This is a genomic window from Methylobacterium organophilum, assembly GCF_022533465.1.
Classification (GTDB): Bacteria; Pseudomonadota; Alphaproteobacteria; order Rhizobiales; family Beijerinckiaceae; genus Methylobacterium; species Methylobacterium organophilum.
The window spans coordinates 343,679-355,478 of record NZ_CP092848.1 but is presented as its reverse complement, the minus strand read 5'-3'; the positions used below and the strand labels follow the sequence as shown (position 1 = coordinate 355,478).

General features: G+C 69.4%; 15 protein-coding genes. 6 read left to right on the top strand and 9 right to left on the bottom strand.

Annotated elements, in window-relative coordinates; all coding sequences use genetic code 11:
- Nucleotides 1-91 precede the first annotated feature (91 nt).
- The gene (locus MMB17_RS01685; protein WP_238312602.1) at nucleotides 92-373 is read left to right on the top strand and encodes a hypothetical protein; all 282 of its coding nucleotides are present in this window, start codon (nucleotides 92-94) and stop codon (nucleotides 371-373) included.
- Nucleotides 374-449: 76 nt separating this feature from the next.
- On the opposite strand, the gene MMB17_RS01680 is transcribed toward MMB17_RS01685, so the two are convergent.
- The 6 genes from MMB17_RS01680 to tlpA all read right to left on the bottom strand — a co-directional run bounded on the left by MMB17_RS01680 (nucleotide 450) and on the right by tlpA (nucleotide 5,710).
- Nucleotides 450-1,331 (bottom strand): 3-hydroxybutyryl-CoA dehydrogenase, encoded by an 882-nt coding sequence (locus MMB17_RS01680; protein ID WP_241100848.1) that lies wholly within the window; start codon nucleotides 1,329-1,331, stop codon nucleotides 450-452.
- Nucleotides 1,332-1,524: 193 nt separating this feature from the next.
- Entirely contained in the window at nucleotides 1,525-2,475 is a 951-nt protein-coding gene (locus MMB17_RS01675; protein ID WP_238312600.1) for an electron transfer flavoprotein subunit alpha/FixB family protein, read from the bottom strand.
- A gap of 60 nt (nucleotides 2,476-2,535) precedes the next feature.
- Nucleotides 2,536-3,285, bottom strand: a complete 750-nt coding sequence (locus MMB17_RS01670; protein ID WP_241100847.1) for an electron transfer flavoprotein subunit beta/FixA family protein — start codon at nucleotides 3,283-3,285, stop codon at nucleotides 2,536-2,538.
- Between the two features lie 240 nt (nucleotides 3,286-3,525).
- Nucleotides 3,526-4,098, bottom strand: coding sequence for a cob(I)yrinic acid a,c-diamide adenosyltransferase (locus tag MMB17_RS01665; protein ID WP_241100846.1), 573 nt, complete (start codon nucleotides 4,096-4,098; stop codon nucleotides 3,526-3,528).
- Between the two features lie 101 nt (nucleotides 4,099-4,199).
- Nucleotides 4,200-4,820 (bottom strand): acyloxyacyl hydrolase, encoded by a 621-nt coding sequence (locus tag MMB17_RS01660; protein ID WP_241100845.1) that lies wholly within the window; start codon nucleotides 4,818-4,820, stop codon nucleotides 4,200-4,202.
- Between the two features lie 248 nt (nucleotides 4,821-5,068).
- On the bottom strand, nucleotides 5,069-5,710 hold the full coding sequence (gene tlpA / locus MMB17_RS01655) for a thiol:disulfide interchange protein TlpA (RefSeq protein ID WP_241100844.1): 642 nt from the start codon (nucleotides 5,708-5,710) through the stop codon (nucleotides 5,069-5,071).
- Between the two features lie 69 nt (nucleotides 5,711-5,779).
- Here tlpA and argH point away from each other — a divergent pair, with 69 nt between their 5' ends.
- The 3 genes from argH (at nucleotide 5,780) to MMB17_RS01640 (ending at nucleotide 8,392) form a co-directional block, all read left to right on the top strand.
- Nucleotides 5,780-7,171, top strand: a complete 1,392-nt coding sequence (gene argH, locus MMB17_RS01650) for an argininosuccinate lyase (RefSeq protein WP_241100843.1) — start codon at nucleotides 5,780-5,782, stop codon at nucleotides 7,169-7,171.
- 97 nt (nucleotides 7,172-7,268) lie between these two features.
- On the top strand, nucleotides 7,269-7,568 hold the full coding sequence (locus tag MMB17_RS01645) for a hypothetical protein (protein ID WP_241100842.1): 300 nt from the start codon (nucleotides 7,269-7,271) through the stop codon (nucleotides 7,566-7,568).
- 134 nt (nucleotides 7,569-7,702) lie between these two features.
- Nucleotides 7,703-8,392 carry an invasion associated locus B family protein gene (locus MMB17_RS01640; protein ID WP_420847365.1) on the top strand — a complete coding sequence of 230 codons (690 nt, stop codon included), beginning with the start codon at nucleotides 7,703-7,705 and terminating at the stop codon, nucleotides 8,390-8,392.
- A 69-nt stretch (nucleotides 8,393-8,461) separates the two neighbouring features.
- Here the strand turns inward: MMB17_RS01640 and MMB17_RS01635 are convergent, their stop codons facing one another.
- Complete coding sequence (locus tag MMB17_RS01635) at nucleotides 8,462-8,713, bottom strand: hypothetical protein (protein WP_241100840.1); 252 nt, start codon at nucleotides 8,711-8,713, stop codon at nucleotides 8,462-8,464.
- A 383-nt stretch (nucleotides 8,714-9,096) separates the two neighbouring features.
- Nucleotides 9,097-9,807 carry an HAD family hydrolase gene (locus MMB17_RS01630; RefSeq protein WP_241100839.1) on the bottom strand — a complete coding sequence of 237 codons (711 nt, stop codon included), beginning with the start codon at nucleotides 9,805-9,807 and terminating at the stop codon, nucleotides 9,097-9,099.
- Between the two features lie 179 nt (nucleotides 9,808-9,986).
- On the opposite strand from MMB17_RS01630, the gene MMB17_RS01625 reads away from it, so the two are divergent.
- Nucleotides 9,987-10,334 carry a PetM family of cytochrome b6f complex subunit 7 gene (locus MMB17_RS01625; protein WP_238312590.1) on the top strand — a complete coding sequence of 116 codons (348 nt, stop codon included), beginning with the start codon at nucleotides 9,987-9,989 and terminating at the stop codon, nucleotides 10,332-10,334.
- 19 nt (nucleotides 10,335-10,353) lie between these two features.
- On the opposite strand, the gene MMB17_RS01620 is transcribed toward MMB17_RS01625, so the two are convergent.
- Entirely contained in the window at nucleotides 10,354-10,734 is a 381-nt protein-coding gene (locus tag MMB17_RS01620; RefSeq protein WP_241100838.1) for a PRC-barrel domain-containing protein, read from the bottom strand.
- Between the two features lie 97 nt (nucleotides 10,735-10,831).
- On the opposite strand from MMB17_RS01620, the gene mepA reads away from it, so the two are divergent.
- Nucleotides 10,832-11,761, top strand: a complete 930-nt coding sequence (gene mepA / locus MMB17_RS01615) for a penicillin-insensitive murein endopeptidase (protein WP_241100837.1) — start codon at nucleotides 10,832-10,834, stop codon at nucleotides 11,759-11,761.
- Nucleotides 11,762-11,800 lie beyond the last annotated feature (39 nt).

The following is an 11,800-nucleotide window of genomic DNA, read 5'->3' as shown; positions in this document are numbered from 1 at the left end:
CCGGAACTCTCCTGCGAAGCCATACGTTGGCCGAACATCACGATTTCGTGTCGGCTCGGCCGGCACGGTGGCTTCGCAGGATGAGGTAGAGATGGCTGAAATCGAGACCACGACCGAGGCGCGCCAGGGGCGGCGGGGCCGCCCGGTCCTCTACGTGCTGATCGGCAGCCTGGCGCTGCTCGCGATCTACATGGTCGGCATGCTGACATGGTCCGGCACCGACGCCACGAAGGACCATGCCTCCCAGAGCCAGGATTCGGCCCGGGAACTGACCACGGGCTCGGTCAACGGCAACAAGTCCTCGCCGGCTCCCACGGCTACCCCGGCGGAGAACCCGGCCAACCCGGTCCCAGCCAAGCCGAACGCGCAGTAGGCGCGGGACCGCTCGAACGAGAACGGCGCGCGGGTCCAACCCGCGCGCCGTTTCCGTTTGAGAGGGTGTCGAACCGTCAGCGGGTCGGGATCGGGGTCTCGCCGCGATAATCGTAGAAGCCGCGCTTGGTCTTGCGGCCGAGCCAGCCGGCCTCGACGTATTTCACCAGCAGCGGGCAGGGACGGTACTTCGAATCGGCCAGCCCCTCGTAGAGCACCTGCATCACCGAGAGGCAGGTGTCCAGGCCGATGAAGTCGGCGAGCTGGAGCGGCCCCATCGGGTGGTTGGCGCCGAGCCGCATGGCGGTGTCGATCGCCTCGACCGAGCCCACGCCCTCGTAGAGCGTGTAGATCGCCTCGTTGATCATGGGCAGCAGGATGCGGTTGACGATGAAGGCCGGGAAATCCTCCGACATGGTCGGCGTCTTGCCGAGCTTGCCGATGAAGACCTTGGCCGACTCGTAGGTCGCGTCCTCGGTGGCGATGCCGCGGATCAGCTCCACGAGCTGCATCACCGGCACCGGGTTCATGAAGTGGATGCCGATGAAGCGCTCCGGCCGGTCCGTGGCGGCGGCCAGACGCGTGATCGAGATCGACGAGGTGTTGGTGGCGACGATCGCGTCCGGATGCAGGGAGCTGCAGAGCATCTGGAAGATCTGGCGCTTGGTGCTCTCGTCCTCGGTGGCGGCTTCGATCACGAGGTCGCAGCCGCCGAGATCGCCGAAGCTCTTGGCCGGCTTGATCCGGCCCATGGCCTCGAGGCGCTGCCCGTCCGTGAGCGTGCCCTTCTGGACCTGCCGGGCGAGATTCGCGTCGATCAGGGCGAGGCCGGCCTCGATCCGCTCCGGCTCCCGGTCGTTCAGGCACACGTCGAGGCCCGCGACGGCGCAGACATGGGCGATACCGTTGCCCATCTGCCCGGAGCCGATCACGCCAACGGTTTTGATCTCGATACCCATGTCCCGATCCGCGCCCCGGTTACGGCGATGCCGTGTTGGACCGGCCGTCTCGCCCGGCCAGAATGCGGCGCCGCAACAATCACGTCAAACCGGTTTCGTAGAGCATTTCCTGCTGAGAAGAAGCCCCCATTCCGGCTGAAAATACAAAATCCGGCCCGGCGCCGCGGATGCGCCGGGCCGGATCGGTCCCGTGTCAGCCCTTCGCCTTGGCGACGGCCTCCTTCAATTCGGGCACGATGGTGAAGAGGTCGCCCACCAGGCCGTAATCGGCCACCTGAAAGATCGGCGCGTCCTCGTCCTTGTTGATCGCGACGATGACCTTGGAATCCTTCATGCCGGCTAGATGCTGGATCGCGCCGGAGATGCCCACCGCCACGTAGAGGTCGGGGGCGACGACCTTGCCGGTCTGGCCGACCTGCCAGTCGTTCGGGGCGTAGCCGGCATCGACCGCGGCGCGGGAGGCGCCCACCGCCGCGCCGAAGGCGTCGGCGAGCGGCTCGATCACTTCCTTGAACTTGTCGGAGGAGCCGAGCGCCCGTCCCCCGGAGACGATGATCTTGGCCGAGGCCAGCTCCGGACGGTCGGACTTCGCGATCTCTTCGCTCTTGTAGGCGGCGCCGAGGGAATCCGGCGCGGGGGCCGATACCGTCTCGATCGGGGCCGGGCTGCCGCCCTCACCGGTGGCCTTGAAGGCGGCCGTGCGCACGGTGATCACCTTCTTGCCCGCCGGCGCCTGCACCGTCTGGATGGCGTTGCCGGCATAGATCGGCCGCTCGAAGGTGTCGGCCGAGACCACCTTGATGATGTCGGAGACCTGGGCGACGTCGAGGAGCGCGGCCACCCGCGGCAGGGTGTTCTTGCCGGTGGTGGAGGCGGAGGCGACGATGGCGTCGTAAGGGCCGGCAATCGCCGCGATCAGGGCGGCGCTGGTCTCGGCGAGGTCGTGATCGTAGGCCGCGTCCTCGGCATTCAGCACCTTCTCGACGCCGTCGAGCTTGGCGGCGGCTTCCGCCGCGCCCTTGCTGTTGGAGCCGAGCACCAGGGCGTGGATCGGGGCGCCCAGTTCCTTGGCGGCGGTGAGGGCCTTGAGCGTGCCGTCCTTGATCTGGGACTCGGCGTGCTCGACGTAGAGCAGTGTCGTCATGGGATGACCTCGAAGGGGTTGGCGCGCTGCGACCGGTCGCGGGAGCGCGCGGAGGATTCGTTAGAGGACGGACGCCTCGTCCTTCAGCTTCGCGACGAGCTCGGCGACGGAGCCGACCTTCACGCCGGCGGAGCGGCCCGGGGGCTCAGCGGTCTTGAGCACCTTGAGCTTCGGGGTCACTTCGACGCCCAGCGCCTCGGGCGCCAGCTCCTCGAGGGGTTTCTTCTTCGCCTTCATGATGTTGGGCAGGGAGGCGTAGCGCGGCTCGTTGAGGCGTAGGTCCGTGGTGACGATCGCCGGCAGCTTGAGGTTGACCGTCTGTAGGCCGCCATCGACCTCGCGGGTCACGTCGAGGCTGCCATCGCCGGCTTCGAGCTTGTAGGCGAAGGTGCCCTGGGGCCAGCCGAGCAGGGCGGCGAGCATCTGGCCAGTCTGGTTGGAATCGTCGTCGATCGCCTGCTTGCCGAGGATGACGAGCTGCGGGCTCTCCTTCTCGACCACGGCCTTGAGGAGCTTGGCCACCGCAAGCGGCTCGCAGGTGATGTCGGTCTTCACCAGGATCGCCCGGTCGGCGCCCATGGCCAGCGCCGTGCGCAGCGTCTCCTGGGCCTGCTGCGGGCCGATGGAGACGGCGACGATCTCGGTGACCGTGCCCTTCTCCTTCAGGCGGATCGCCTCCTCGACGGCGATCTCGTCGAAGGGGTTCATCGACATCTTGACGTTGGCGAGCTCGACGCCCGATCCGTCCGCCTTCACGCGGATCTTGACGTTGTAGTCGACAACCCGCTTCACGGGCACCAGAACCTTCATGACGGTCGCTTCCTCCGCGCCGCGAGGGCGGGCCGCGCCCATGCATCGGGCGGCCCTTCGATCGGCGGCGATCAAACTTCGGTGTTCAAGGCGGCGGGACCGTAGCGACGCGATTTCCCGCTTGTCAACGCAGCGTCAGGCCGAGACGGCAGCCTCCGTGCGGAGGGTGGAACTGCATTCGTTATCCGCTTCGCAGGCCTAGAACTTTTCTAGATCCAGGCCCGGCCGCGCGAGGCCGCGTCAGCGGTTCTTGCCGGGCACCCAGAGTACGTCGTCGGCGCCATTGCCGTTGGCGACTCGCCCAGCCACGAACAGGAAGTCCGAGAGCCGGTTGAGGTATTGCAGGGCCTCCGGCGAGATCTTTTCCGATTCGAGCGCGCTCAGCGACACGACGAGGCGCTCGGCCCGCCGGCAGACCGTGCGGGCGAGGTGCAAGGCCGCCGCAGCGGGGGAGCCGCCGGGCAGCACGAAGGATTTGAGGGGGGCGAGGTCGGCGTTCAGCGCGTCGATCTCGGTCTCGAGCCGGGTCACCTGCGAGGGGACGATGCGCAGGGGCTCGTAGCCGAGGGGCTCCTCGCTCGGCGGTGTGGCGAGATCGGCGCCGAGATCGAACAGGTCGTTCTGGATCGCGGCGAGCAGGGCGTCGAGCTTCGGCTCCGCATGCAGACGGGCCAGTCCGATGCAGGCATTGGTCTCGTCGACCGTGCCGTAGGCCTCGACCCGCAGGTCATCCTTGGAGCGCCGCTCCCCGTTGGCGAGACCGGTCGTGCCCTTGTCGCCGGTGCGCGTGTAGATGCGGTTCAGCTTGACCAAGGCGATGCCTCCCTGCGGCTTTTGCGAAGCAGGCATGAAAAAGCCCGCGGGCGCTGATCTCACGCGCTCCGCGGGCCTTCAAGCGGTGAAACTGTCTTCAATCAGAAGGTGTAGCCGATCTTGCCGCCGAAATTGGTCAGGCCACGGTTGTTCACGCACAGGCCGGCATTCGACATGTGCTCGACGGTGGCCATGATGCTCCAATGCTCGGTGAGGCGGAAGCCGAGGGCGGCCGCCTCGCGGAACAGGGGCGAGCAGCCGAGCGCGTTCAGCGTCAGGTTCTCGAGGGTCTTGGGCCCGGTATGCCCATTATGGGCGGCGCCGCCGAAGAAGCCTTCGATGAAGACGCGGCGGTCGAAGGTCTCGGGGAAGAGGTCGGCGGTCCAGGTCGCGCCGATATAGGCGTAGCTGGTGCGGCCGCCGAAATTGTAGCTGCCGCCGACGGTCGCGCGCGGCACGAAGGCTTGCCAGAACGGGTCGAGGCTCACCACTGGCTTGTTGAACAGGATTTCGCCGTTGATGTTCTGGGTGTCGCGCTCGGCGCTGCCCGGGTCCTGCACGGCGCCGCCGATGCGGATCTCGGAGACGATGCTGTAGGGCTGAACGGGGGCCACGTAGGGCACCGGAGCCGGGGGGCGGCTGCCGAGATCGGCGGCCTGGAGGGCCGTGGTGGAGGACAGGGCGAGAACGCCGGCCAGGATCTTTGCGCGCTTCTTGTTCATCTCGACCGATCCGGTTGATCCGGAGTGGACTACCACGGCTTGCAACCGCCGGCCCGGGGATTCATCCCGGGCGGAACTGATGGTCGCCTAGTGCTGCCGCCAAGCCACACTTCACGGCTTCGTGACGAAATCTTGGGGCCGCCCCGCATGGCCCCGAAGCGTTTTTCGATTTCTCGCGCGCCACTGTGCGCCCATTGGCAGGGAGGGGCGAGAGAGGAGGGCGCACGGGGCTCAAGGCATGTGGGCCGCTACCGACCGAGCGCGGCCCGGATCAGGGCCTTGCCCTCGGCGCTTGCCCAGTCCGCCGGTCCCTTGATCACACCGAGGGTGCAGCCGCGCGGATCGATCAGCAAAGTCGTGGGCAGGCCGGTGGAGCCGACTGCCGACTGGACCACCGGTAGCACCCGGCCCTTGGGATCGCCGTGATAGGCGAGAGTCGCGATGCCGTTCGCCTTGAGCCAGGCCGGCGGCTTGTCGAGGTTGCGCGTCTCGACATTGATCGCCAGCACCTCGAAATCCGACCCGCCGAGTTCGGCCTGGAGCCGGTCGAGGGCCGGCATCTCCGCCTTGCAGGGGGCGCACCAGGTCGCCCACAGATTCACGAGCCGCGTGCGCCCGTTCGAGGCGGCGAGGTCCGTCTCTTGGCCGTCCGGCCCGTCGAAGGCGATCGCCGGGGCCGGTTTCGGGCGCGCGGAGGCCTGGAAGGCGGCGAGTTCGCCACGGGCGAGGGGGTCGAGCCGTGCCGCGACGGGGGCGGCCTCCGCGCAGGGGGCGGCCGCCCCGAGGCCGGCGAGGTTGCCGAGGCCGGAACCGCTCCCGTATAGGGCGACCCCGATGATCGCGACGGCGGCGAGGGCGCCGCCCGCGGCGAGAATCGTGCGGGTGGCCATCAGCCCGCGTGCCCCCGCGGGGGCGGCGAGGGCCTCGATCCGGGCCGCGACGGGAAGGTGAGAGCAGGCATGAGCAATCGGATGTGGGGCGGCCGCTTCGCCAGCGGCCCCGCCGAGATCATGGAAGAGATCAACGCGTCGATCGGCTTCGACAAGCGCCTCGCGCCCCAGGACATCCGCGGCTCGCTGGCGCATGTCGCGATGCTGGGACGCCAGGGCATCCTGCCGGCTGCCGATGTGGCAGCGATCGAGGAAGGCCTCAAGAGCGTCCAGGCGGAGATCGAGTCCGGCATCTTCGTGTTCAAGCGCGAGCTCGAGGACATCCACATGTCCGTCGAGAGCCGGCTCACCGAGATCGTCGGTCCGGCGGCCGGGCGGCTCCATACCGCCCGCTCCCGCAACGACCAGGTCGCCACCGACATGAAGCTGTGGGTGCGCGACACCCTGGACGGCCTCGACGAGCAGGTCGCCGATTTGCAGAAGGCCTTGGCCGAGACCGCCGTGAAGCACGCCGCCACGGTGATGCCGGGCTTCACCCATCTGCAATCGGCCCAGCCGGTCACCTTCGGCCACCATTGCCTCGCCTATGTCGAGATGCTGGCCCGGGACCGCGGCCGCTTCCGCGACGCCCGCACCCGGCTCAACGAATGTCCGCTCGGCGCCGCTGCGCTCGCTGGCACCTCCTTCCCGATCGATCGCAACGCCACCGCCACGGCTCTGGGCTTCGACCGGCCGACCGCCAATTCCCTCGATTCGGTGGCCGACCGCGACTTCGCCCTGGAGGCGCTCTCCGCCGCCTCGATCTGCGCCGTGCATCTCTCGCGCTTCGCGGAGGAACTGGTGGTGTGGACCTCGGCGCAGTTCGGCTTCGTGAAGCTGTCCGACCGCTTCACCACCGGCTCCTCGATCATGCCGCAGAAGCGGAACCCGGACGCGGCGGAGCTGGTCCGCGCCAAGGCGGGCCGCATCATCGGCGCGCTCACCGGCCTGCTCATCGTGATGAAGGGGCTGCCGCTCGCCTATTCGAAGGACATGCAGGAGGACAAGGAAGGCACCTTCGACGCGCTCCAGGCCCTCTCGCTCTGCCTCGCCGCCATGACCGGCATGGTGCGCGACCTCGAGCCGGTGTCCGAGGTGCTGAAGAAGGCCGCAGGCTCCGGCTATGCCACCGCCACGGACCTGGCCGACTGGCTCGTGCGCGAGCTCGGCATGCCCTTCCGCGAGGCGCATCACGTCACCGGCCGCCTCGTCGGCGCGGCCTCGGCCCGTGGGATCGGGCTGGAGGAGCTGTCGCTCGAGGAGATGCAGGCGGTCGAGTCGCGCATCACGGACGCGATCTACGCCGTGCTTGGGGTCGAGAACTCGGTGGCGAGCCGCGTCAGCTACGGCGGCACGGCGCCGGAGAACGTGCGCGCCCAGGCCGAAGCCTGGCTCGTCAAGCTCGCGCCTGTGGAGAAGTAGGCGCGCGCCGGGGTGGGAACGCACTGCACCATGCGGCGTTCATGATCCAGCTAGGTGAGCTTGGCTATCGGATGGCCCGAACTACGGAGACCCGTCGATGACCGTTGAGAGCTGGATCACGCCCGAGGAAACCCCCGCCCTGGCGCAGGAGGCCACCGAGGTGATCAACACGCGTCTCGCCCGTTTCACCGATGCGGAGCGGGCGGCCTTCTGGGCCTCGATCCGCAAGGCCTACAACACCCCCTACAACGATCCGGCTCCCCGGGAGCGCCCGAAGCCCGTGAAGCCCGCCGAGGCGCCGCCGCCGAGCGTCTCGCTTCCGGAGAAGGACCTGCCGGAGGTTCCGCTCGCCGCGATCCCCGCTGCCGCCGTTCTGGCGGAGATGCACGCGGTCTGAGCCGTTCCCTCTCTCTGAGGGGGGCAATCGTCAAAAATGCAACCGATCGGGTCGGTTGCGGTCCCGGCCGCCCCCGATCGGTCGCAATCTTTGCCATATCTGCGGGGATCCGCTCGTCACGAGACAGCCAGAGGATCCCCTTGACGCTTCGTGCCTCCCGTCGCGCGGCTGCCGCGCTTGTTGTGTATGGTGTCCTGCCGCTTGGCGGCCTGGGGCTGACCGTTCCGGTCCAGGGCCTTAAGGCGCAGGAGCTGGCCCAGGCCCCCGAGGCGGAGCCGGCCTCGCCTTCGAAGCGGCGCGGCCGCCGCGCCAAGAAGGAGGCGGCGCCGGCGACGCCGCCGGGCATGCAGCAGGCGGTGCCGCTCGCGACCTTCGGCGACTGGAACGTGTTCACCAGCCTCCAGGGCAAGGACAAGCTCTGCTACGCCATCGCCCAGCCCTCGACGCGGGTGCCCAAGACCCTGAAGCGCGACACCGGCTTCCTGTTCGTGACGATGCACAAGGGCGTCAACGCGCAGGGCGAGATCGCGGTGATGTTCGGCTTCAAGCCGAAGCCGGCGGCGAGCCAGCTCAAGGCCGGCGCCGCCGCCGCCCCGAGCGACCCCTACCTGACGGTCGGCACGACCCGCTACGGCCTCGTCGTCAAGGACGAGAACGCCTGGGTGCAGAACCAGGCGGAGGAGGCCAAGATCGTCACCGATCTGGGCCGAGCGCAGGTCGCCAATGTCCGCACCACCTCCGCCCGCGGCAATCCGACCAACGACGAATACGCTCTCGGCGGCTTCGCGGAGGCCCTGAAGCGCGCCCGCGACGAGTGCAAGTGACCCCCGCGGCGCACGAAAAAACCCGGCGCCGCCGGGGCGCCGGGCTGTCTCCCGCTCCGGTCTGAAGGCTCAGGCGGCGCGCAGGCGGGCGCGGGGCGCGCGGCTGCGCTCGCGGGCGGCGCGGGCGGCCTGCTCGACGCTGCGGAACAGGGCGCCGTCGAGCCCGTCGAAGCTGCGCTCCGAGGAATAGAAGCGCACGCCGCCATTCTCGGGCACGGCGATACCGGCGGTGATCTCGCCGATCTCGATCACCCGCGGCGGGCGGGTGGCATAGAGGGGATCGAAGGTCGGGGTTGGCTCTGCGGCCTGGCTGCTGGGCATGGTGAAAAACTCCTGCGGACGCATCGGTCCGGTTGTCGATGTGATGGGGGAAGCAGGGCCCGGGTTCGACCGGGCCGCATCAGGGTCGACAACAGCGCATGCGCAGGAGCGGCAGGGCGATCGAAAGGTGCCTTGAAGAAAAACTGTCACTGGAATGGGTCAAAGTTAGTCCTCCTGCCGATGAAGGACCACGATGCACAGAGGCCTCGTGATGCTTTAGCGTTTGATGACGCGGCGCAATCTATGCATTTCAAATCACCGCGGCGCAGCGCCTGCTGCACGGTCATAAGGTGCGCTTTCAGCAACGGAAAATCAACGGAACGATCTTCCTAACTTCTCCGGCAAAAGGAAATCCTTCGGACGTCGGCGGTGGAGATTCAGGATCATCTTCCGATCGTGACGGTTCGGGCCGGCGCGAGCAGGGCCGCCAGCGCCGGATGATCCGCCACGACCGGATCGGCCCCGGCCCGCGCCAGGGCGCCGCCGCCGCGGTCGTGGCCCCAGTGTCCGCCCCCCGTGAAGCCGATCACCCGCATCCCGGCGGCGCGGGCGGCCTGGACGCCGGGCACGCTGTCCTCGACCACGAGGCAGGTCTCCGGGGCGGCACCCATCCGGCCGGCGGCGTGCAGGAACAGGTCCGGGAAGGGCTTTCCGCGGGCGACCTCCGTCGAGGAGAAGATGCGCCCCTCGAAGAAGGGCAGCAGGCCGGTGAGCCCGAGGCTGTGCCGCAGGCGCACGGGGTCGCTGCTGGAGGCGACGCAGAACGGCACGGGGAGGTCGCGCAGGAGCGCCGCGACGCCGGCCACCGCGGAGAGCTCCGCATCGAAGGCCCGCAGCGTCTCCGCCTTCACCCGCTCCACGAAACCCTCGGGGGCGGACAGGCCGTCCTCGGCCCGCACGCGCTCCATGATCGAGCGCATCGAGGTGCCGGCGAAGCGCTCGCGGACCTGGTCGATGTCGGTGGCGAGGCCGATGCCGTTGAGGGCCCGCGTGAGCGTCGCGAGGCTGATCGGCTCGCTGTCGACGAGGACGCCGTCGCAATCGAACACCACCAGGGCCGGCCCGCCCCGCCGCGCTCCCTCGTTTCCGTGCATGCCGAGCCCCGCCGCGATGGGCCGCCTCGTGGCACGGGGCCGGGCGGCCAGGCAATGGTCAGGGTGTCTCACCCGCCTGTGCCGAAGCGGCTTTCCCTTCCGGGGCGAGCGCACTAGACCCTGGGACGCCACCGACGCCTTGCCAGAAGCCCCGCCAGGAAGGGACCAGGCCCGATACCATGCTCCGGTCGTTGATCCACTTCCTCGGGCTGCCCTTCCTCGCCCGGGCGCTGGGTTACCTGTCGCTGGCCGGGGGCTTCGTGCTGGCCTGCTACGACGGCAGCCGCTCCATCGCCAACAACACGATCCGCGTCACCTCGGTGAGCGACCTGCTGATCGCGCTCGCCAAGGACAAGTCCGCCCTGCTGCAGCAGGCGGTGGAGGGGGCGGCCCCGCTCGTCTGGAAGATCCTGGTGCTGCCGCTCACCCTCGCGCCGGCCGCGGCCGTGGCCCTGGCCCTGGGCGCCTTCCTGCTCTGGCTCGGCCAGCCCGCCCGCGAGCCGATCGGCTTCCTGACCCGGCCCTGAGCCGCCCGCGAACGCCGTCTCAGATCCCCCAATAGGGGGCGGCGTTGTAGTAGCGGTGGACGTGCTCCTCCCATTGCCGCTCGTCGGCCGGGTCGCCGCCCTCCGGCGAGCGGATCGGCGCGCTGCGCAGCTGCTCCTCGCTGATGTCGACGAGATAGGCTTCGGAGGACAGGTCGTAGCGCAGCATGCCCCAGGGCAGGGTGTAGTAATCCTCGCCGAGCCCGAGGAAGCCGCCGAAGCTCATCACCGCATAGGCGACGCGGCCGGAGAGCTTGTCGAGCATCAGCCGCTCGATCCGGCCGACCTTGCTGCCGTCGGGCCGGCGCACCTCCGCGCCGACGACGCGGTCGCTGGCGATCAGGCGGTTCTGCGGGGCGGGTTCCGGGGCCTGCGGTTCCATGGCTCTCTCGCTATTCAGGGAGGCTCTGCCTTAAAACCTTCCAAGCCCTGCGCCAGTTTCCGGCGACCCGCTCAGCCTGCGAGACGAACTTCCCACGATGCCGCATCCCGCCCGACCGGCTCTCCTCGCCCTCGCCCTGCTCGCTGCCGCCTCCGGGGGCGCGGCCGCCCAGGACAAGGGCAGCCTCCATCCGAAACCGCTGCCGCCGCTCGCCAATCCGGACGATCCTTCGACCCCGGCCAAGGCCCTGTTCGGCCGGGTGACCGGGCCCACGGGGGGCACGCCCCAATCCTTCGGCTCCTATGCCAAGGGCTGCTTCGCCGGCGGGGAGGCCCTGCCGATGGACGGGGCGACCTGGCAGGTGATGCGCCCCTCGCGCAACCGCATGTGGGGGATGCCCCATCTCGTGAACTTCATCGAGCGGCTCGCCGCCCGGGCGCCGGAGGCCGGCTGGCCCGGCCTGCTCGTCGGCGACATGTCGCAGCCCCGCGGCGGCCCCATGCTCACCGGGCACGCCTCGCACCAGCTCGGCCTCGACGTGGACGTGTGGCTGACGCCGATGCCCGACCGCCGCTTGAGCCGGGCGGAGCGGGAGGAGACCTCGGCGACCAACGTGGTCCGGGCCGACCGCCTCGACATCGATCCCGATGTCTGGACGCCGCAGCACACGGCGCTGATCCGCATGACCGCCCGCCAGCCGGAGGTGGCGCGCATCTTCGTCAACCCGGCGATCAAGAAGGCGCTCTGCCGGGAGGCGGGGGGCGACCGGGCCTGGCTCAACAAGGTGCGCCCGATGTACGGGCACAACTACCATTACCATATCCGGCTGAGCTGCCCGCGGGGCGAGGAATCCTGCGACGACCAGGCCCCGCCGCCGCCCGGCGACGGCTGCGGCGCCGAGCTCGCCTACTGGTTCAGCCCCGCGGTGATGAACCCGCCCAAGCCCAAGACCCCGCCCAGGCCCCGCCCCCCGATGACGATGGCCGCGCTTCCCGATGCCTGCCGGGCCGTGCTGCACGCGCGGTGAGGATCGTCGGCACCCGGGGAAGTCCGGTGCCGGGCCATC

Excerpts from the sequence above, each read along its gene's own strand:
- MMB17_RS01675 (WP_238312600.1), bottom strand. The coding sequence starts at position 2,475 with ATGACGACACTGCTCTACGTCGAGCACGCCGAGTCCCAGATCAAGGAC.
- MMB17_RS01660 (WP_241100845.1), bottom strand. The coding sequence starts at position 4,820 with ATGAACAAGAAGCGCGCAAAGATCCTGGCCGGCGTTCTCGCCCTGTCC.
- mepA (WP_241100837.1), top strand. The coding sequence starts at position 10,832 with ATGCCGCATCCCGCCCGACCGGCTCTCCTCGCCCTCGCCCTGCTCGCT.
- MMB17_RS01645 (WP_241100842.1), top strand. The coding sequence starts at position 7,269 with ATGACCGTTGAGAGCTGGATCACGCCCGAGGAAACCCCCGCCCTGGCG.
- MMB17_RS01620 (WP_241100838.1), bottom strand. The coding sequence starts at position 10,734 with ATGGAACCGCAGGCCCCGGAACCCGCCCCGCAGAACCGCCTGATCGCC.
- MMB17_RS01680 (WP_241100848.1), bottom strand. The coding sequence starts at position 1,331 with ATGGGTATCGAGATCAAAACCGTTGGCGTGATCGGCTCCGGGCAGATG.
- MMB17_RS01625 (WP_238312590.1), top strand. The coding sequence starts at position 9,987 with ATGCTCCGGTCGTTGATCCACTTCCTCGGGCTGCCCTTCCTCGCCCGG.
- tlpA (WP_241100844.1), bottom strand. The coding sequence starts at position 5,710 with ATGGCCACCCGCACGATTCTCGCCGCGGGCGGCGCCCTCGCCGCCGTC.
- MMB17_RS01630 (WP_241100839.1), bottom strand. The coding sequence starts at position 9,807 with ATGCACGGAAACGAGGGAGCGCGGCGGGGCGGGCCGGCCCTGGTGGTG.
- MMB17_RS01635 (WP_241100840.1), bottom strand. The coding sequence starts at position 8,713 with ATGCCCAGCAGCCAGGCCGCAGAGCCAACCCCGACCTTCGATCCCCTC.
- MMB17_RS01670 (WP_241100847.1), bottom strand. The coding sequence starts at position 3,285 with ATGAAGGTTCTGGTGCCCGTGAAGCGGGTTGTCGACTACAACGTCAAG.
- argH (WP_241100843.1), top strand. The coding sequence starts at position 5,780 with ATGAGCAATCGGATGTGGGGCGGCCGCTTCGCCAGCGGCCCCGCCGAG.
- MMB17_RS01685 (WP_238312602.1), top strand. The coding sequence starts at position 92 with ATGGCTGAAATCGAGACCACGACCGAGGCGCGCCAGGGGCGGCGGGGC.